Source organism: Kribbella sp. NPDC050124 (assembly GCF_044460355.1).
Taxonomy (GTDB): Bacteria; Actinomycetota; Actinomycetes; order Propionibacteriales; family Kribbellaceae; genus Kribbella.
In genome coordinates, this window is sequence record NZ_JBITJU010000010.1 from 124,266 (window position 1) to 142,953 (window position 18,688).

Below are 18,688 nucleotides of genomic sequence, written 5' to 3' on the forward strand. Positions count from 1 at the left end.
AGAATGTCAGGTGCTGAGTGGCTTCCCCAGGTAGCCGCGGGCGATCATCGTCACCCACTGGTAGACCGCGTCCTCGGCGGGCGCGAGCGGGCCCGGCAGGAAGTGCGGCGACTCGGCTCCGCGCTGCACGGACTCGCACGCCGCCCAGTCCTCGCGATTGGTGACGTCCCAGAAGTCGACGGCGTACGACGGATCACTCACCTCGGCCGGGAAGTACCAGGAACACTCGATCGCCGTCACCCCCGGCGCGCGCGGCTCGAGCCGGTGCGTCATCACGTAGTCGGGATGCAGCGAGATCAACAGGTTCGGGAACAGCCCGAGGTAGTTCACCCGGCGCGGATCCACCCCGGGCAGCGGGACCCCGCCCGACTGCCCGTCGAGCGACATCGTCTCGGCATCCGGCCGCAGGTCCATCAGCCCGCCGACCCACGCGCCCGGCAGGTTCCAGTTGTCGCCCGAGGTCGGCGGCGACACCTTGCACAGCTCGGGGTGGATCAGGGGGCAGTGGTAGCACTCGTGATAGTTCTCGACGATCGTCTTCCAGTTCGACGCCACGTCGTACCGGTGCCGCGCCTTCAGCTCCAGGGCCTCGGGCCGGTACGGCGCCACCAGTTCGGTGATCCCGCCAAGGTGCTCGGCGAACGGTCCCGCCGTACCCGTCGCGTTCACGAACAGCCAGCCATGCCAGACCTCGGCCGGCAACTCGACCAGCTTGTACGGCGTCGCGTCGAACGTCTCGCCCATCCGCGGAGCAGCCTTCACCGAGCCGTCGAGCTCGTAAGACCACCCGTGGTACGGGCAGACCACCGACCGCCGATCGGTCGACTCGTCGCACTGTAGGAGTTCATGCCCCCGATGCCGGCAGGTGTTGGCGAACGCCCGCGGCCGATCGCCGAACGTCAGCACCACTCCGATGTCCCCCACGGTCAGCGCGCGCTGCGTCGTCGTACCAGCAGCCAGTTCGTCCACCCGGCCGAGACAGGTCCAGCTGCCGGCGAAGAAATGGCGCCGTTCCCACGCGAGTACGGCGGGATCCGTGTACGCCTCCTGCGGCAGCATCACCGACTCACCATGCGGCCGCAGTGCAGCCGCCAACCCGCGGGCATCAACCGGAGCATTCACCATCCGCCCACTATCGGCCGAAATCCCACCCCACGTCGACTCGCGGGCGATCCCGCCCACTCCGGTCGGCGGACTGATTCAGCAATCAGCGGGTGCCGGCGACGTACTTGCCGAGGACGTAGTCCCAGCCGGTGTCGTAGCCTGCGCGGGCGCGGACGCCGTCCGGGCGGCGTTCCCAGCCGGTGTGGGTCAGCACGACCTCGGTGCCGTCGGCAACCTCGGTGAACGTGACGGTCACGTGCCCAGCCTCCCGCGGGTCGCTCCCCGGGTGCCAGGTGAAGCTGACGGACTTGGGCGGATCCCAGTCCGACAGCGTGCCCCAGGATCCGACCTCGCCGTCGTCGCCGTACTCGACGATCCGCCCGCCGACGGCGCCCTCCATCCGGATGTCGCGGGCCATGTCCTGCGCGACCGAGTGCGTCACCAGCGGCCACCACTGCGACATCTCGGCCGTGAACACCTCGAACGCCCGCTCCGGCCCAACCGGCACCATGACCTTCTTCACCAACGGCGCGAGCTCTTGCTGGATGTTCATGTCTCCTCCTCGGTACGCCGCCCCTCGGTCCGGCGGATGTGATCGGCGTACGCCTCCAGGGCGTCGCCCCAGAACTGGTCGAGCCAGCCGCGCAGCTCGTCCAGGCCGGTCCGGTCGATGCGGTAGATGTTCCGCGTGCCCCGCGACTCGTGATTCACCAGGCCCACCGCCCCGAGCACCTTCAGATGCTGGGAGATCGCCGGCCGGCTGACCGGGACCCGGTCGGCCAACCCGCCGACCGAGCTCGGTCCACCCTGCCGCAGCGTCTCCAGGATCGCCCGCCGCGTCGGATCCCCCAGGGCATCCAGTACGGCGCCGACCGTTCCGTAAGTCCCCACGAACGGTAAGTTGCCACTAACCATCCGATCCGTCAAGACCTCACGACAGACCACCGCACCGCGACCGGGGCTGCCGGGTGCGGTGCGGTGGCCTGGGGCGGTCTGGGGTCAGTTGAAGGGGTCGAGGGTCAGGTAGGCCTGCTGCGGGTTGCCGTCGTGCACGAGGGACTCGTGGGCGCCGACGTCGTCGAAGGCGAACGCGTAGGCCTTGCCGTCGGCCATCTGGGCGTGGATGTGGCGGGCGTAGTGGTTGGTGACGCCGTCGAGGTAGAAGCCGGCGTTGTTCGGGTCGGGCTGGTTCGGGTTCGTCAGCAGGGTGGAGCGGTTGTAGCCGGCGCACAGGGTGCGGGAGATCGGGCCGCGGACCTGGTCGTTCGGTGCGTCGAGCAACTTGAAGCAGCCGAAGATGCTGGCCGAGTCAGGTTTCTGGAACGACGTGACGACCGCGCCCGAACTGTTGGTGAAGTTCATGACGTTGCCGGAGACGCGGCCGAAGTACTTGATGCTCGGCTGGTCGCCGAACGGCGTGACCGTCAGCGTCTCCGAGCTGTACTTGGACCAGACCCGGTTCACGTAGTCGTCCATCGCGTTCGCCGGGAGCGCGCCGGTCTCCACGCCGTACAGCGGTGACAGCGCACGAAGGACGCTGCCGTTCGGTGCTGTCTGGACCAGGTTGGCCCAGCCGCCGGACTGGCTGCGGAGCGCGTTGAAAACACCGTTGTAGCCGCCGGGCTTCAGGTGGCCGGTCGACTTGCTGGTCCCGTTGGCGAGTTGCACGCCGACGGCGTACGGCGCGGAGAACATGTCGACCTGCGTGCTGTTGATCCACAGACCGGCGTCGTTGAGCGTGTACTCGGACCAGTTGAACAGGATGTTGCGGTTCGGGTCGCTCGGGTTCTGTACGGCGGGCTGCAACAGGCCACCCGTCGTGAGTTTGAAGACGAGCTTCTGGCCGTAGGAGAAGTACACCCGGCCGGAGAACTTCGGCATCCGGATCGTGAGCGACTGCCCGTTCGCCGGACCGGCGATCGAGGCGTCCGGCGCCGGGGTCGGCGGGTTGCCGCCGGCCGGCCAGGCGTGGAAGTTGCCCGCGGCATCGGCCCAGCCTTGCTGCCCGGTGGCCAGGTTGGTGCCCAGGTTGTAGATGTAGACCGGATCCGCGCGGCCCGAGTTGTTGGTGATCTTCAGCGGGATGGTCGCGGGAACGGCCGCCGCCGGACTGTCGTTGGTGGCGGTCAGGACGCCGGCGATACTCGCCGCGGCCACGGCGATCGCCAGCAGGTGATATTTGATGCGCACTGGTCCTCCTCACAGGGGGCGTGTGAGAGCGCTCTCACCGTTTCGCGGGCTCACCACCTCTGTCAATCCCCAACCCGTGTCGGCTTTCCGACAGGCGTTGCGGTCAGCCGGCTTGGGTCGGGGGCCACTTGCGCATCGGGTCGGGGTCTTCCAGTGCCAGGAACTCCGGAGCGGTCAGCGGACGGACGGAGGCCTCGATCGACTCCATCGCGGTCAGCTCTGCCTCGGTGACGTGCAGGTCGCGGAGCTTCCGGGCGGTGATGAAGACCCGGCGCTCGAACGACCCGACCGTGCCGTTGTACGCCTCCACAGCTGACGTCAGCGACCGGCCGACGCGGCTCAGGTGGTCGCCCATCGTGCTGAGGCGCTCGTACAGCTCGCGCCCGAGCTCGAACACCTGTTGCGCGGACTCGGTCAGCGCCGACTGGTTCCACGCGTACGCCGCCGCGCGCAGGGTGGCGATGAGTGTCGTCGGCGTTGCCAGGATCACTCGGCGTTCAGCGCCGTACTCGAGCAGGCTCGGCTCGATGTCGAGCGCCGCGGACAGGAACGACTCGCCGGGCACGAACAGGATGACGAACTCCGGCGACGGCGACAGCCGGGTCCAGTACGCCTTCGACGCCAGTTGATCGACATGCGTGCGCAGGTGCCGGGCGTGAGCGCGCAGCCGGTCCTCCCGGAAGTCGACGTCGTCCGACTCGGCCGCCTCGAGGAATGCGGCCAGCGGAACCTTCGAGTCGACGACCAGGTTCTTGCCCTCGGCAAGCCTCACCACGAGGTCCGGCCGCAGCAGACCGTCCTCGCTGACAGTCGTCGTCTGCTCGGTGAAGTCGCAGTGCGCGACCATGCCGGCCAGCTCGACGGTGCGGCGGAGATGCAGCTCACCCCAGCGTCCTCGCACCTGCGGTTTCCGCAACGCCGTGGACAAGGACGCAGTCTCCCGGCGCAACGCCTCGCCGCTCATCCGCACCTCGTTGACCTGCTGATGAAGTTGGCTCTGCCAAGCCGCGCGACCCTGCTCCAACTGGTTCAGCTGCGCGTGCAGGCGATCCAGCGCCTCCTTGACCACGGCCTGACCGCCCATTTGCTGGCCGACGGTGGTCCGCTCCTGGGTCAGCTCGACGACGCGATCCTCGGCCGCGTCGCGCTCGGCCGTCACCCGCGCGAGTTGGGCGCCATCACGCCCACGGATCCAGAGCACGCCGAAGACAGCCCCGAGGAGCAGCCCCACCACGAGGAACAGCAGCATCAACAACACCGTCGTACCGGTCATGTGACAGATAGTGCCGAAGGCCGCCGACAGTTTCCGCCGATTCGCTCAAAAGTCAGCAGTCCATCGCGGGGAACGAGTAGCCCTGCGCCTTCAGGAGGGGGAGCACCTTGTCCAGAGCGGCGACCGTCTGCGAGCGATCCCCACCGCCGTCGTGCATCAGGACGATGCTGCCTCGGTGCGCGTGCGTCAGGACGTTGTGAACGATCGCCTGCGTGCCCGGCCGGGCCCAGTCGCGCGGATCGACGTCCCACAGCACCTGCGCCATCCCGGCCGCCTTGATGTCGGCACGGACCTTCGCGTTCGTGGCGCCGTACGGCGGGCGGAAGCAGGTCGACCGGGGCCCGTCGAAGATCTCGTGGTGCCGCTTGGCGGCGGACATCGCGGTCAGCTGGGGATGGGTGATCGAGTGGCTGCCGATCGTGTTGCCGGCGGCAAGCACTTGCTCACGCAGTCCCGGGTGGGCCGACTGCATGCTGCCGAGCTCGAAGAACGTCGCGTGGGCGCCGTGCTTGGCCAGCACCTGCAGGATCTTCGGCGTCCAGACCGGGTCCGGGCCGTCGTCGAAGGTGAGGAGCAGCACCTTCTTGTTGCCTGCGGCAATCGCGGCGGTCGGGTTCGGGACCGGCTTGTGCGGCGAGACGGGTGCGTTGACGCTGGGCGTGTTCGTCGGGGTCGCGGTCGGCGTCACGGACGGCGTTGCCGACGGCGACGTCGACGCGACGGCGGGCTTGGGCGGCTGGCCTTTGCCCAGCGCGACGGCGATCAGCGCGCCGACGACGAGCACGGCCAGCGCCGTTGCGGTGGCGACGAACGTGGAGAACCTGCGCGACATGACGCACCCCTTGCAGATCAGGCGGATGTACCCGGTCGCTCCCCCTCAGGAGCCCTCACAGCGCGGCCTCGAGCCGCTGTGCCGGACACTTGAGAAGACGCCCGATCACCTGGTCTGGTTGGCGTTCTCGTGTTGCGGTGAGATCTCAGCTGCGTTGACGTCGGTTGCCCGGGGCGTCGCGACGGTGGCCGGCGTGCCGCGGTGGTAGAGCCTGCCCTCCAACGACTTCACGCTCGCGACCAGGACGAAGCTCATGCTCACCAGCAGCGCCCACGCGCCGAACTTCGCCGGATGCACGAGTCGCCACACGTCGACCTGGTCGGGGTAGTTCCACGCGTCCAGGAAGGTGCCGAAATTCTCCGCCACCCACAGGAAGAACCCGATCAACCCGAACGAGACCGCGAGCGGCATCCGGTACCGCCGTTCGCCGACCGAGTAGAAGACCCACGTACGACGCAGCACCACGAGCAACCCGACCGCGATCGGGATCCGGAGGTCGACGATCCAGTGATGAGTGAAGAAGTTCGCGTAGATCAGCACCGCGAGGACGGTGGTCAGCACTGGCCGGTAGCCGCTCACGCGCAGGTCGAACCGCCGCCAGGCCTGGCAGATGTAGCTGCCTCGAGCCAGCCGAAGCGCAGAAACTGCACGCAAGCGGTCACGAAGCGTGGTCGAGAGGCAGCGCGATCTCCCCAACTGGTCACAGACTGGAGACGTCGCTTGCTCTCGGCTGGTTCGGACGGATACATGGACGGCAAGGGATGGGGAGGTGCCGCGATGGATCCGAAGGTGGTCTACGAGACGGAACGGCTCGTGGTGCGCGACTGGGTGGACACCGACGAAGACCGCGTGTTCGACATCTACCGGCGCTGGGAGGTCTCGCGCTGGCTCGGCGCCGAGCCCCGGGTGATGACAGCCCGCGACGCCGCCGCCCGGGCGATCGAGCGCTGGAACGACCGCAACCAGGACCAGGTGTACGGCGTCTGGGCGGTGGAGGAACGCTCGACGGCCACGGTCGCGGGGACCGTGCTGCTCGTGCCGCTGCCCGATCCGTCCGACGGGACCGAGCACAAGGGCGAGGTCGAGGTGGGCTGGCACCTGCACCCCGACGCCTGGGGCCGCGGCCTGGCGACCGAGGCGGCCCGAGGCGCGATCGCGCACGGGTTCATGGGCGGTCTGGACGAGATCTACGCGGTGGTCCGCCCGGACAACGGCGCGTCCCTGGCGGTCTGCCGGCGCCTCGGCATGCGCTCGCTGGGCCGGACGAGCCGCTGGTACGACGCGGACCTCGAGGCGTACCTGATCTGACCGGCGGGCCGCGGATTGGGGTGCGGCGGGGTTGGCCGCGTACCCTTGACGCCCGTGGCACTCACCATCGGAATCGTCGGGCTCCCCAACGCGGGCAAGTCCACCCTGTTCAACGCACTGACCAAGAACGACGTGCTCGCGGCGAACTACCCGTTCGCGACGATCGAGCCCAACGTCGGCGTGGTCGGCGTACCGGACGCGCGGCTGGGCAAGCTGGCCGAGCTGTTCAGCTCCGCGAAGGTGATCCCCGCCACGGTGCAGTTCGTCGACATCGCCGGGATCGTCCGCGGCGCGTCGGAGGGTGAGGGCCTGGGCAACAAGTTCCTCAGCCACATCCGCGAGTCGGACGCGATCTGCCAGGTCACCCGGGTGTTCCGCGACGACGACGTCACCCACGTCGACGGCAAGGTGTCACCGGCCGACGACATCTCCACCATCCAGACCGAGCTGATCCTGGCCGACCTGCAGACCGTCGAGAAGGCGATCCCGCGGCTGGAGAAGGAAGCCCGGCTGAAGAAGGAGAGCGCCGTCGTGCTCGAGGCGGTCCGGGCAGCGCAGAAGCACCTCGAGGCCGGCACGCCGATCATCGCCACCGACGTGGACCGCGACGCGATCCGCGAGCTGATGCTGATGACGGCCAAGCCGTACCTGTACGTCTTCAACTGTGACGCCGACGAGCTCGCCGACGAGCCGCTGAAGCAGCAGATGCGGGACCTGGTGGCGCCGGCCGAGGCGATCTTCCTGGACGCGAAGTTCGAGGCGGAGCTGGTCGAGCTCGGCGACGAGGACGAGGCCCGCGAGATGCTCGCCGAGATGGGCATCGACGAGCCCGGTCTCGACGTACTCGCCCGGGTCGGCTTCGACACCCTCGGCCTGCAGACGTACCTGACGGCCGGTCCGAAGGAATCCCGCGCCTGGACGATCAAGCGCGGGGCCACCGCCCCCGAGGCCGCCGGTGTCATCCACACCGACTTCCAGCGCGGCTTCATCAAGGCCGAGATCGTCTCCTACGACGACCTCATCGAAGCCGGCTCCATGACCGCCGCCCGTTCCGCCGGCAAGGTCCGCATGGAAGGCAAGGACTACACCATGCAAGACGGCGACGTAGTCGAATTCCGCTTCAACGTGTAATCCGGGCGCGTGTGCTCGGGTCAGAGCCCTGCTGGCCGCCGCCAGCCCGCACCGAGTCAGCCGGAATTGCCAGCGCAGCCGTCAGCTTGCCCTGAGCCGCCGCTCTGGTTCGGTCAGGCCGTTGACTCGGTTCCTCGTGCTGTGTTCGATGGGACGGAGTATGGCGGGACGTACGTGTAATCGTCGGGGCACGTCCCATGCTCGCTCCGGCGACGATCATTCGCAGCAAGAGTGACGACCCGACGTACAGCACCAGCGGCTCGACGACCCACGCGTAGACGCCGGGTCGTGTCGGAGCGGCGTGCTCCACCACCAGGCGGCAGAACGGTCCGGATCCGAACAGGTCATCGGGGTGTTGGATGTCGAGTATCCGTGTCGTCACCGCCCACGTCTTGAATCCCATCTGTCGCAGGTCAGCGTCGGCAGCCATCACGCCCCTCCGCCATGGCCATAGCATTGTTTCAGTCGACGGCTGCCGTCGGTCCCGGCGCTATTTCGGGATCTCTTTACTCTGTTGCTCGACAAACCAACTCGCCAGCGCGGCGGTCACCGTGCCAACCAGGGCGATGCCGCCGAGCATCAGAGCTGCGCCAACGATCCGGCCCTCGCCGGTGGTTGGGAAGTGGTCGCCGTAGCCGACTGTCGTCACGGTGGTGGCAGACCACCAGAGCGCATCTCCAAACGAGGTGATGTTGGCATCGGAGCTACCTCGCTCCGCATCCAGCACGGCCAGCGAGGCCACGAACCCGAGCAGGATCGCGCCAGCGACGACGTACGTCGTCGCCCGACCCCGCAGTGACATCCCGGCATGCTGCATCCTCGCCAGCACCGGGAGCAGCCGGACGAGACGCATCGGGCGCAGCAACGGCAGCACGATCACCGCCAGGTCGACCAGATTTCTCCGGATGAACCGCCGCCGATCCTCCGCAAGACTCACCCTGATGAAGTAGTCGACGCCGAATAGACCCCAGATGGCCCAGCTTGCGACCTCGCAGGCGCGGACCCAGCCAAGAGACAGGCCGGGGTGGAGGATCGGCACGGCGTACACGGCTAGAAACGCAACGGCCGCGCCGTCCAGGATCCAAGCTGTGCGCCGCTCGTAGCTGCTGATCATGTCCTGCGACCTTTCGTCCGCGATTTAATGGGGCGGCGGGTTTCTCCCTTGCGCGTCCGCCGCGCATTGGTAGACGGGGCTTAACTCGCATTCACGCAGACGGCGTAGACATTCACGGTCGAAGCAGACAGCGCGTACTCCATGACCCAGCCGGTCTCGTCAGTCGTGGGATACGAGCCAACGATTGCGAACTGCTCGATCGGGAACACGCCGAGCCCGTTCCAGTGCAGCCAACCGCCTATAGCCTTCTTTCCGGTCGGGCAGAAGGTGGTCGCGGTGAAGCCGGTCAGGCCGTCCTGACGGACTACCACGTAGCCGCTGACCCCGTTCATCCCGGCCGGACCGGTAGGTCCGGTCTGGTTCCAGTTCAGTGCCACGTAGCCGTTGGGGCAGGTCGCCGTGGAGTCAATGGCGATTAGATCGCCGTTGCTGGTCTTCCGGCAGCCGTTGATCGTCCCGTCCGGTGCCGGGATCGAGGCGATCGCAACGGTCCCGATCAGTGCCAATCCGAGGACGATCGCAAGGATCGCCGGGGTACGGCGTACGACTTGTCCGAGGCCCTTATTTGCTGCTGAGTCGCTGATGTCGTGCCCTGCTTCCTGCGGCCGTTGTGGACCACGACGGCCGCTGGGGTCAGCACTTCGATGCGGGATACGTCGCCATCTGCCAGGCGGATCGCCGCTGCGGCTGCTGCTGTCCTTCATCTCGGTCTCCTTCTCCGGTTGTCCTCATTTGTCGAGCATCGCTCGCCCACGTCCAGAGGGGCAATCGGGAAAACGCTCGTTCCCGGCCCGACGGCCTTTCCTGGGAGGTTCTCACCGGCCGTTTGGAGGGTCGCGGCCGAATACAGGTAGGCGGCATGATTTGGTTCATAATTGACGCGGACGCAGGCATCGAATCGGCGAAACGATCCGAGCGGTCACGGGCTGGCAAGGTCTCAGAAACTCACGGCTCGCGCTGCACAGGGTGCCCCTAGCCAATCGTCAATATCAAACGAGCCCGAGCAGGTGACCCGGCCGTCAGTGACGGTGCTCTCAGCGCCATTGGCGCGACCCTGGGGCTTCCTCGGGACTACCTACTTGCTCTCAGAAACAGACGACCGGCTCCTGGTTCTGACCGAAGAGGGACCGGGAGGTCGTCGAATCCGGTTTGACCTCCGAGCTGCCCTCCCCGGGGGGTGGGATTACCAGGACAGTCGGCGGCGGGCTCTACGCTTGATCGCATGAGGGTCGACGGGTCTCGGACAGTGCTGCTGGCCGGTGTGGCCACGCATCGCGCGCTGGTCGACGTCGGGCCTCTCCTCCAGCACATTCGCAGTCGTGTCGAAGAGGCCGGCGACGACTTCACGGTCGACAGGACGCTTCTCGCGACGTCCAGGCGGGTGTTCGCGAGGTTGTCCGCTTCGACGCTGGTGATGAGGCTTGGGCGTCGCGTCTTCGAGGCATACCTGAGAGTCCTCGAGGAGATTCCTGGCGGTCGTCGGGTCGCCGGCGCACTTCGGTGTCTGGTTCGGCCGGTGCTCTACCCGGACTCCCGGGGGGCGCAGGCGGGTGGCCGCGGCGATGGTCTTTGGGGCGCCGCCGTCACGGCTGACCTCCGCGCGTCGGTTGGTGGCTCGGTCTTGCCGGAGTCTTCGTGGGCCGAGTGCTGCTGTCGTTCCCCTTCAACCCCAGGGGGCGGCACTGGCGTAATGCGGAGCCGCCCCCGTCTCCCTGGATCAAGGAGCGAGAGCGGTGTTCGAGTTCGTCGGTGTGGTGTTGGCCGTCTGCCTTGCGCTGGCAGTCGGGTGTGCGTTGTTCGGTGACGAGGAGCACTCCAAGCGGGGGCGGGCGGTTCTTCGCGAGTTGCTGAGAGTGCGCAGGAGCGGTAGCGGTGACGAGGGTGAGAGATGAGCGGCCCGCGGCGGTCTGGGCGGCCGCCTCAGTGTCCGGATGAGGTGCGTGACGTCGTCGTACGGCTGAGCGAGGACGGCTGTCGCTGCGGAAGATCGCGGACTTCATGAACGGAGCCGGCCACCCGACCCCGGCGGGCAAGACCTTCTGGACGCACCAGATGGTTGATGGTCTCCTGGCGACCCGCCACGTCCGCGAGTTGGGCGAGGCCGGGGTGCGTGGTTCCGGCGGCTGAGCGTTGCTTGGGTTGGTGGGGGTCGGGTAGCGTTTGGCGGGCGTGGTTGGGGCTGCGTCGAGACTCGCCGGAAGGCTGGAAGCCACCCTTGGATGGTGGTTTCTCTTGGGGCCTGTGCGAGTCCGGGTCCGGGAGGATCTGTCGTGAGACATTTGCCGGATAACCCGAGTCTGGGGTTCCTGCGGAAGCAGGCGAAAGATCTGCTGGTTGCGCTTCGGGAGTCGGATCCGGGGGCGTCGCTGGCTGAGGCGCAGCGGACGTTGGCGGTCGAGTACGGGCTGCGTGACTGGGCCGCGTTGAAGGTTGAAGCCGAACGGCGGGCCGCTCAGGCGCCCGTCGTATCGGAAGGGCTGGCCGAGGCGTTGGCGGCCGCGTTCGGGTTGGGCCAAGTCACCAACCAAGCAGCGGCGGTTTCGTTCAGTTTGATGGGCCGGTGCTGGTCGATCAGCACCGACCGGGGGCGGTGGCTCGCCATCACCGTGTACCCATGGATCACTGCGGATCAGGCCGAGTTGGGGTCGAAGCTTCGCGATGCGGCGGTGGCCGCCGGGATCGCTGCGCCGACTCCGGTCCGCAGTCCCGAGGGCCGGCTGATCGAGACCGTGCAAGGCGAGAACTGGCGGGTTCATGAGTGGATCGAGGTCGGCCCGTCGCCGGTGAGCCCGACGCCGGCTGCCGTGGCGCGTGGGGTGGGCGAGATCTTCGGCACCCTGCACTCACTGGCCATCCCGAGCGATACACCCCCGCACCCGTACGTCACCTGGCGCCGGCCGGACGCCGAGTGGAAGGAGTTGCTCGACCGAGCCCGTGCCGCCGACAAGCCATGGGCAGGGCGGCTCGCCGACCTGCTCCCGACGTTCCGGGAGTTGCAGACGATCCCGGCCGACGTCACCGGGGAACTCATCCTCTGCAACCAGGTACTGAACCCCGAACACGTCCGCCTGAGCCACAAGAACGAGCTCGTCGTCACCGAGTGGGACTTCGCCGGCTCACTCACGCCGGAGCTCGAAGTCGCCTGGGCGCTCACCCACTGGACCTTCCGTCCGTCGCTCAACCCAACGGCGATCGCGGCGTTCCGCGACGGCTACCTCCACACCGCCGGCCGCTGGCCGGATCTCACCATGGCGTCGTTCGCCACCGCGGTGACCAGTTGGCTGAACTGGACCTACAACACCATCTGCGAAGCCATCGATCCGGGCGATCCCGACCGAGCCCACTTCGCCGAACGCGAGTCCGCCGACCTCCTCGCCCGCCCGATGACCTGCCAGTCGCTGCAGCAGCTGCTGGCGGTTGCCGCTCCATAAGGCTCGCTAAAATGCGTCGCCCGACCCTGGGCTCCGGCCTAGGGTCGGGGGATGGTTGATGCGTTGTTCGGAGTGCCCCGGCTGGCCCGGATCTACGACGCGCTGGATCCGGATCGCGGAGATCTGGAGCACTACGTCGCGATGGTCGGCGAGTTCGGCGCACGACAGGTGCTGGACGTCGGCTGCGGGACGGGCGAACTGGCCTGCTGGCTGGCCGGCCTCGGGATCGACGTCGTGGGAGTCGACCCCGCCGAGGCCTCGCTGGAGGTTGCCAAGGGCAAAGAGTTCGCCGGCCGGGTGCGGTGGATCCACGGCGATGCGACCACGCTGCCGCCGCTCCAGGCCGACCTGGCAGTGATGACGGGGAACGTCGCGCAGGTCTTTCTCACCGACGAGGATTGGGCCTCGACGCTGCGCGGGGTCAACCAAGCGCTAAAGCCGGGCGGGCGATTCGTGTTCGAGACGCGGGATCCTGCAAAGCGGGCCTGGGAGGAGTGGACCCGCGAGCAAACGCACATCGTGAAGGACATTCCCGGGGTCGGCGAGGTCGAACACTGGGGCGACCTCGTCGAGGTGAAGCCGCCGTTCGTGTCGTTCCGCGGCACCTACGTGTTCGCGGCGGACGGCGCGGTGCTGACGTCGAACTCGACCTTGCGCTTCCGGGAGCGGTCGGAGGTGGAGGAGTCGCTGAAGACCGCCGGGTTTGCGGTCGACGACGTACGGGAGGCGCCGGATCGGCCCGGGAAGGAGTTCGTGTTCGTCAGTTCGCGGCGATGAGCAGGGCGCTCAGGGTGTGATGGGCGGTGCGCGACATCACCGGGTTGGTCTCGACGTAGTACCAGAGGCATCCGATGGCCTGCGCGAACGACCAGCCCATGCCGCGGCGCCATTCGTCCTCGTCGCTGCCGAGCCCCGAGCGGAACGCCGCCCGGGCGTCGGCATTCAGGAGGTTCCAGGCCGGCGCGAGGTCCATGGCCGGATCCGCGACGGTGAACGTGCCGACGTCGATGACCCCGGCCAGCCGGCCGTTGGAGGCGAGCAGGTTGCCAGGCATCAGGTCGCGATGTGCCCACACGTCCGGCTCGGTGCGCGGCGTCGTACGCAGGTCCGCCCAGAGCAGAGCGAGCGCGTCGACGTCGATCATCCCGCGGCTGCGCTCCAGACCCTCGGCGACATCTTCGTCGTGAGTTGTGAGTACTCCGCCCCGCCACGAGCCGTTGAACATACGCCCCTCGGTCGGTACGGCGCGCAGCGCACGCACGAACGTGGCCAGATCCTCGGCGAACCCGATCGACCCGGCGACGTCGGCGTCGTACGCGATCGTCCCCGGGAGCCAGGTGTAGACCGCCCAGGGCAGTGGGTACCCCTCGCCGGGCTCGCCGAGCTCGACCGGTTCTGGTGTCGGGTACGGCGAGATCGCGTGCAGCCGACGCGCCGCCTCGGCCTCATCCTCGAGGTCCTTCCGGGTCGCGGCGGGGTCGCCGGGCTGGATCGGGAGCCGCGCGACCAGCCCGTCGCCGATCCGGAACAACGCGTTCACCGTCCCATGCGAGCGCACCGGGCTGACCGGCAGCTCGCTCCACGCCGGGAACTGGGACCGGACAAGCCGCGCCACCAGATCGGTCGTCACGTCAAGCTGTCCAGGATGCATCGGCACGCCCAGCAGTATCGGGGAGTCGCTCACTCGTTGCACATCAATTAGATCAGCAGGGCAGGAGCGACCCGCGCCGAACCGATGCCGCGATCGGGCCTGCCGAGGCGGAAGCGGACCTTGCCCTTCAGCACCGTTCCGGACTCGGCCTGGCCGTCGATCAGCTCTTCACTGGGGAACAGCGTGAAGGTCCAGCGCTCGTTGTGCTCACAGTCAGGCGGCGTCGCGCCACACTGCAACACCCGCGCTCCCCACAGCTGCCGAGTCATCCACTGCCTGGTGTCCTGACCCAGTACGGCGAAGTCCTCAGCGGCCACGACGTCGTTGTAGCTACCCACAGCCGGCCCGTAGCTGCCGACCACGCTCACCACGAGACTCCACGGACGCCTACCGGGCAGCGCGACTCCCGCTGGCAGCCGCTCGTCGAACACGTCCGTCGTCGGCGCACCGACCTGAGCAGCCCGTACGGCTGGATCCACGGGACGCCGCGTGTCGAGCAACTGAGGGTCCGGCACCAGCAGTACGCCGTACTGGACCTCGTCGGCGAAGCGCGCGGAGCGGAAGTGGTCGGTCATTGCCTTGGTTGCTTCCTCCGCCTGTTGCCACTCGGCAGCCGAGAACGTGTCAAGCAGGTACTCGCGGGTGATCGCAGGCAGGCCGCGGTCCGCGACGAGCCTGGTGATCGGTTTGCAGGTGGTCCAGCCGGACGTGAGCAGTTGGTCGATCATTGAGTCGCGAGGGGGCGGGCGCGGTCGGTGGCGAGGCGGATGGCGAAGACGGCCAGGGCGGTGCCGGTGAGGTAGCGGTGGATGCGCATCCAGGTCGGGCGGCGGGACAGGAAGACGGCGACCGAGCCGGCGGTGATCACGAAGACCGCGTTCACGGCGACGCCGACGGCGGTCTGGACCAGGCCGAGGATCATGCTCTGGGTGCCGAGGTGGCCGCGGGACGGGTCGACGAACTGCGGCAGCAGCGAGATGTAGAGGATCGCGATCTTCGGGTTCAGCAGGCAGGTGAGCAGGCCCACGCCGAACAGCTTCCCCGGCCCGTCGGGCTCCAGCTCCTGGGTCGCGAAGGCCGAGCTGCCACCGGGGCGGAAGGCGTTCCAGGCGAGCCAGAGCAGGTACGCCGCCCCCGCGAGCTTCAGCGTCAGGTAGATCTCGGGGACGAGCGCGAACAGCGTCGCCAGCCCCGCGCTCGCGGCCAGCAGATAGACCGTGAAGCCGACGCCGACGCCGGCGAGCGAGATCAGCCCGGCGCGGCGGCCCTGGGCGACCGATCGCGACACCAGGTAGATCATGTTCGGCCCGGGAGTGAGCACCAGGCCGAGCTCGACCAGTGCGATTCCGAGCATTGCCTCACCGCTGACCACCACGAAGTTCCCCTTTCGTCGGCTCGAACCTAACAACCCTCCGCAGCAGTCGGCTGGTATTTTTCCCGTGCTGAGACGGCCCCGGAATGAGTCGAGCCCCGGGCGGCAACCCGGGGCTCAGGCGGATGGATGGACAGTTGGCGGAATCAGCTGCCGGACTTGCGCCGGAATTGGCGCCTCTGCTTGTCGTTGTGCGCCTCGCCGACACCCTCACGGCGCGTCCCGGACCCCGGGTGCGCGCTGTGGTGAGCGTTCTTCTTCTCGAGCGCTTCACGGAACTTCTTCTGCAGATCGTCCGCCGGCTCGCTGGACTTGTCGCTCATACCGTCTCCTTCAAACCGTCAGGCGTACGCACCCACGCTAACCAACTGTGACCCGCACGCGCGACCCGATTAGCGCCGGTGTCCACGTCATCGCACCTGCTGAGCGCTCAATATCCCAGCCAGCCGGTCGAGTTCGGGCTCCCAGCCGAGGCGGTGGTTCGCCGAGTCCTCGTCGGTGGCGAAACCACTGTGCGTGAGCAGCATCCGGGTGCCCTCGGGGACCTCGGACAGCTCGACCTGGACCCGGGTCGCCTCGTCGCTGTCGCCGTCCCACTTCCAGCTGAAGACGAGCCGGTACGGCGGTTCCACCTCGAGGTACGTGCCACGGACGATGTGCGGCCCCATCTCGACCAGGTACTCCCCGCCGACCCGGACGTCGGCCTGAACCTTCAGCACCAGGTCCGGATTCGGGCAGTACCACTGCATCAGCAGCTCCGCCCGGGTCCATGCGTCGTACACCCGCCCAATGGTTGCCGGAAGCACCCGTTCGATCCGGACGTCAGATCCCATCCCCGCCTCCTCGCAACAGCTCTTCCAACCGGTCGACCGTGCTGTTCCAGTACGTCGTGAGGTCGCCGAGCCACTCCTGGACCTCGCCGAACGCCTCCGGACGGATCGTGCACACCACCGTCCGGCCAACTTTCCGCCGAGTCACCAGCCCTGCGTCGACGAGGACGCCGACGTGCTTCGTCATCGCCGGCAGCGTGATCCGGTGCGGCGCGGCGAGCTCGCCCATGGTGGCGTCGCCCCGGCTCAGCCGGGTCACGATCGCCAGCCGGGTCGGGTCCGCGAGCGCCCCGAAGGTCGTCGTCAGCACGCAGACACTTCACCAGATGGTGAAATGTCTGTCAAGCAATCACAGCAGGTCGGCGAGTAGGTGGGCCGCGCGGGCGGCGCCGTTTGAGTCCACTGGGCGGTAGTTGGGGTCGGTGTGGAGGGCTTTGGCGATGGTTTCGGCCAGGTGGGTTGGGTCGGCGGCTTCGGCGTACGTCAGGCGGTGGCCGGCGTTGTAGCGGTCCAGGCGGGCGGCGACGTGGAAGTTCTGCTCGAAGTGGTGCTGCAGCGGGATGTAGATGAACGGCACGCGGGCAGCGGTGAGTTCCATGCAGGTGGTGAGACCGCCCTGGGTGATGGCGAGGTCAGCGGCGGCCAGGTCCCGGTGCAGGTCCGGTAGGTAGCCACGCAGTGTCACGCCAGGCATCGACGGGAACCTGCTGGGGTCGATCCGCGGGCCGGTGACGACCACGAAGTTCAGCTCGGGCACCAAGCGCCGCGCCGCAGGCACCGCGTCGAGGACCCGTCGCAGCAGCGACGATCCGACCCCGGATCCGCCGACGGTCACCACGCAGAGCAGACCGTCGGCGGGATAGCCCAGCGTCGTACGGTCGACTCGTTCGGGCACGAACCCGGTGACGTAGCCGGCGAAGTCGAAGTTGCGCTCGGTCCACTCGCGGATCCCGGGCAGCCCGGGACCGAAGGTGGCGTCGACGATGTCGTCCGGGTCGCCGACGAAGACCGACCGGTCCCGCAGCCGCCCGAACCGGGCGCGGTGATCGATCATCTCGGCGTTGTAGTCCGCGGTCAGCCGGGCTTCCCGGGCTCCGCCGTCCGGCATCGGCAGCCAGCCGACGAAGTCGGTCATCCACGCGTACGCGAACCGCTTGAGCTCCGGGTTCTCGTGCAGGAAGTAGTCCACCTCCCACGCCTCGTCCCCGATCACCAGGTCGTACGGGCGCTCGGCCACGACGTCGGCGAAGGTCATGAAGTTCGCGACCAGGACCTCGTCCATCCGCCGGATCGTCTGGAACGCGTGCAGGTCGTGCTCGCCGGCGTCGTACTCGATGTGCGTGGACTCGTTGCACAGGTACGACGACGCCGGATGGACGGACTCGCCTGCGTCTTCGAGCACGCGCGTCACCGGGTGCTGCGCCAGCCAGTCGATCTGCAGGTCCGGGTGGTGCGTCCGCAGCTCGCGTGCGATCGCCAGGTCCCTGCGGGCGTGGCCGAGTCCGATCGGTGACGACAGGTACAGCGCTCGCTTCGGCCGACTCATCGCACGGACCCACGTACGCCGTACCAGCCGCGGAGCGACCCGATCGACGAAGTCACGCAGCAGCCGGTTGACCATGACCGGGTCGCGGGCATGTGGTGCGTGGCCACCACCCTTGACCGTCACCAGCGAGCCACCGGTCGCCTCGGCGAGCATCACGCCCTCGAGGTGCGGCCGGATGGCGTCCTGCTCGCCATGGATCACCAGCACCGGGCAGGTCACGTTGGTGAGCAGCTCCGGCGGCTGGTGAACCTCCCGGGCAAGCTCGGTGTCCACCAGCCGCTCGGGGCCGATCTCCCCTCCCCAACCCACGCAGTCCTCGATCTGCTTGGTGGAGTGCGGCTCGTTGAACAGCTGCGCGAAGAAGTAGTCGAGGAAGTCGTCGTACCCGCCCTCGACCCAGTGGTACCGGTTGTACTTCGCCCAGCCCTCAGTGGTCTCGTGGCGCTGGTGGAACGTCCACTGCGTCCGCTCCTCCAGCTTCGGCGCCAGCCTGGTCGCCGGACCGATGCACACGATCCCCAGCACGCGGTCCGGCTGCTCCAGCGCCAGCTGCAGCGCCCACGGGCATCCCCGAGAGAACCCGACCAGCACGCAGGACGTGGTCTCGGTCGCATCCAGTACGGCGAGTGCGTCCGCGACGAACTCGGAGTCGCTGTAAGCGTCCGGGCCCACCGGCCGGTCGGAGCGCCCGGAGCCTCGGCCGTCGAAGGTGATCACCCGGTAGCGCCGGGACAGGTAAGGGACCTGCGCCTTCCACATACGGGACGGCACGATCGACCACGTCGGCAACAGCAGCACTGCCGGTCCCTCCGTACCGTGCACGGCGTAGCCGATCGTCACCCCGTCACGCTCCACCGTCCCCTGCAGATCAGGTGTCAGCGCAGGTCTCTGAGTCATCGCTCTGCC

The 18,688-nt window shown here is 68.0% G+C and carries 22 protein-coding genes; 6 read left to right on the forward strand and 16 right to left on the reverse strand.

What is annotated here, in order from left to right:
- Positions 1-6: 6 nt before the first annotated feature.
- The 7 genes from ACIBL3_RS23555 to ACIBL3_RS23585 all read right to left on the reverse strand — a co-directional run bounded on the left by ACIBL3_RS23555 (position 7) and on the right by ACIBL3_RS23585 (position 6,053).
- Positions 7-1,125, reverse strand: coding sequence for an SRPBCC family protein (locus ACIBL3_RS23555; protein ID WP_396355675.1), 1,119 nt, complete (start codon positions 1,123-1,125; stop codon positions 7-9).
- Between the two features lie 82 nt (positions 1,126-1,207).
- Positions 1,208-1,657 carry an SRPBCC domain-containing protein gene (locus ACIBL3_RS23560; protein ID WP_396355676.1) on the reverse strand — a complete coding sequence of 150 codons (450 nt, stop codon included), beginning with the start codon at positions 1,655-1,657 and terminating at the stop codon, positions 1,208-1,210.
- Positions 1,654-1,995, reverse strand: coding sequence for an ArsR/SmtB family transcription factor (locus ACIBL3_RS23565; protein ID WP_396355677.1), 342 nt, complete (start codon positions 1,993-1,995; stop codon positions 1,654-1,656). The genes ACIBL3_RS23560 and ACIBL3_RS23565 overlap by 4 nt, the downstream gene beginning before the upstream one ends.
- 108 nt (positions 1,996-2,103) lie before the next feature.
- Positions 2,104-3,294, reverse strand: a complete 1,191-nt coding sequence (locus ACIBL3_RS23570) for a glycoside hydrolase family 64 protein (RefSeq protein WP_396355678.1) — start codon at positions 3,292-3,294, stop codon at positions 2,104-2,106.
- Positions 3,295-3,397: 103 nt separating this feature from the next.
- A complete protein-coding gene (locus ACIBL3_RS23575; protein WP_396355679.1) occupies positions 3,398-4,567 on the reverse strand; it encodes a DNA recombination protein RmuC in 1,170 nt (389 codons plus the stop codon).
- 52 nt (positions 4,568-4,619) lie between these two features.
- Positions 4,620-5,399 carry a polysaccharide deacetylase family protein gene (locus tag ACIBL3_RS23580; RefSeq protein WP_396355680.1) on the reverse strand — a complete coding sequence of 260 codons (780 nt, stop codon included), beginning with the start codon at positions 5,397-5,399 and terminating at the stop codon, positions 4,620-4,622.
- Between the two features lie 105 nt (positions 5,400-5,504).
- Positions 5,505-6,053, reverse strand: a complete 549-nt coding sequence (locus ACIBL3_RS23585; RefSeq protein ID WP_396355681.1) for a DUF817 family protein — start codon at positions 6,051-6,053, stop codon at positions 5,505-5,507.
- Positions 6,054-6,176: 123 nt separating this feature from the next.
- Between ACIBL3_RS23585 and ACIBL3_RS23590 the strand changes: the two genes are divergently transcribed.
- Together ACIBL3_RS23590 and ychF are read left to right on the forward strand one after the other, a co-directional pair.
- On the forward strand, positions 6,177-6,707 hold the full coding sequence (locus ACIBL3_RS23590) for a GNAT family N-acetyltransferase (protein ID WP_396355682.1): 531 nt from the start codon (positions 6,177-6,179) through the stop codon (positions 6,705-6,707).
- Between the two features lie 54 nt (positions 6,708-6,761).
- Positions 6,762-7,838: a redox-regulated ATPase YchF gene (gene ychF / locus ACIBL3_RS23595; RefSeq protein ID WP_396355683.1), complete on the forward strand. Its 1,077-nt coding sequence runs from the start codon at positions 6,762-6,764 to the stop codon at positions 7,836-7,838.
- Positions 7,839-8,328: 490 nt separating this feature from the next.
- Here the strand turns inward: ychF and ACIBL3_RS23600 are convergent, their stop codons facing one another.
- Both ACIBL3_RS23600 and ACIBL3_RS23605 read right to left on the reverse strand, forming a co-directional pair.
- Positions 8,329-8,952: a potassium channel family protein gene (locus ACIBL3_RS23600; RefSeq protein WP_396355684.1), complete on the reverse strand. Its 624-nt coding sequence runs from the start codon at positions 8,950-8,952 to the stop codon at positions 8,329-8,331.
- Positions 8,953-9,032: 80 nt separating this feature from the next.
- Positions 9,033-9,656, reverse strand: coding sequence for a hypothetical protein (locus tag ACIBL3_RS23605; RefSeq protein ID WP_396355685.1), 624 nt, complete (start codon positions 9,654-9,656; stop codon positions 9,033-9,035).
- 1,029 nt (positions 9,657-10,685) lie between these two features.
- Between ACIBL3_RS23605 and ACIBL3_RS23610 the strand changes: the two genes are divergently transcribed.
- The 4 genes from ACIBL3_RS23610 to ACIBL3_RS23625 all read left to right on the forward strand — a co-directional run bounded on the left by ACIBL3_RS23610 (position 10,686) and on the right by ACIBL3_RS23625 (position 13,160).
- Positions 10,686-10,844 carry a hypothetical protein gene (locus ACIBL3_RS23610; RefSeq protein ID WP_396355686.1) on the forward strand — a complete coding sequence of 53 codons (159 nt, stop codon included), beginning with the start codon at positions 10,686-10,688 and terminating at the stop codon, positions 10,842-10,844.
- 106 nt (positions 10,845-10,950) lie between these two features.
- Entirely contained in the window at positions 10,951-11,079 is a 129-nt protein-coding gene (locus tag ACIBL3_RS23615; RefSeq protein ID WP_396355687.1) for a hypothetical protein, read from the forward strand.
- A gap of 143 nt (positions 11,080-11,222) precedes the next feature.
- Positions 11,223-12,383, forward strand: coding sequence for a phosphotransferase (locus ACIBL3_RS23620; RefSeq protein ID WP_396355688.1), 1,161 nt, complete (start codon positions 11,223-11,225; stop codon positions 12,381-12,383).
- Positions 12,384-12,434: 51 nt separating this feature from the next.
- Positions 12,435-13,160, forward strand: coding sequence for a class I SAM-dependent methyltransferase (locus ACIBL3_RS23625; RefSeq protein ID WP_396355689.1), 726 nt, complete (start codon positions 12,435-12,437; stop codon positions 13,158-13,160).
- Here ACIBL3_RS23625 and ACIBL3_RS23630 read toward each other — a convergent pair.
- The 7 genes from ACIBL3_RS23630 to ACIBL3_RS23660 form a co-directional block, all read right to left on the reverse strand.
- Entirely contained in the window at positions 13,144-14,034 is an 891-nt protein-coding gene (locus tag ACIBL3_RS23630; RefSeq protein WP_396355845.1) for an aminoglycoside phosphotransferase family protein, read from the reverse strand. The two genes, ACIBL3_RS23625 and ACIBL3_RS23630, sit on opposite strands and share 17 nt — an antisense overlap.
- 47 nt (positions 14,035-14,081) lie before the next feature.
- Entirely contained in the window at positions 14,082-14,762 is a 681-nt protein-coding gene (locus ACIBL3_RS23635; RefSeq protein WP_396355690.1) for a hypothetical protein, read from the reverse strand.
- On the reverse strand, positions 14,759-15,388 hold the full coding sequence (locus ACIBL3_RS23640) for a LysE family translocator (protein ID WP_396355691.1): 630 nt from the start codon (positions 15,386-15,388) through the stop codon (positions 14,759-14,761). The genes ACIBL3_RS23635 and ACIBL3_RS23640 overlap by 4 nt, the downstream gene beginning before the upstream one ends.
- A gap of 164 nt (positions 15,389-15,552) precedes the next feature.
- On the reverse strand, positions 15,553-15,729 hold the full coding sequence (locus tag ACIBL3_RS23645) for a DUF5302 domain-containing protein (RefSeq protein ID WP_396355692.1): 177 nt from the start codon (positions 15,727-15,729) through the stop codon (positions 15,553-15,555).
- A gap of 87 nt (positions 15,730-15,816) precedes the next feature.
- On the reverse strand, positions 15,817-16,239 hold the full coding sequence (locus tag ACIBL3_RS23650; protein ID WP_396355693.1) for an SRPBCC domain-containing protein: 423 nt from the start codon (positions 16,237-16,239) through the stop codon (positions 15,817-15,819).
- Positions 16,229-16,546 carry an ArsR/SmtB family transcription factor gene (locus tag ACIBL3_RS23655; RefSeq protein ID WP_396355694.1) on the reverse strand — a complete coding sequence of 106 codons (318 nt, stop codon included), beginning with the start codon at positions 16,544-16,546 and terminating at the stop codon, positions 16,229-16,231. Before ACIBL3_RS23655 ends, ACIBL3_RS23650 begins: the two co-directional genes overlap by 11 nt.
- Before the next feature lie 39 nt (positions 16,547-16,585).
- Positions 16,586-18,679 carry an alpha/beta fold hydrolase gene (locus ACIBL3_RS23660; protein ID WP_396355695.1) on the reverse strand — a complete coding sequence of 698 codons (2,094 nt, stop codon included), beginning with the start codon at positions 18,677-18,679 and terminating at the stop codon, positions 16,586-16,588.
- Between the last annotated feature and the right edge of the window lie 9 nt (positions 18,680-18,688).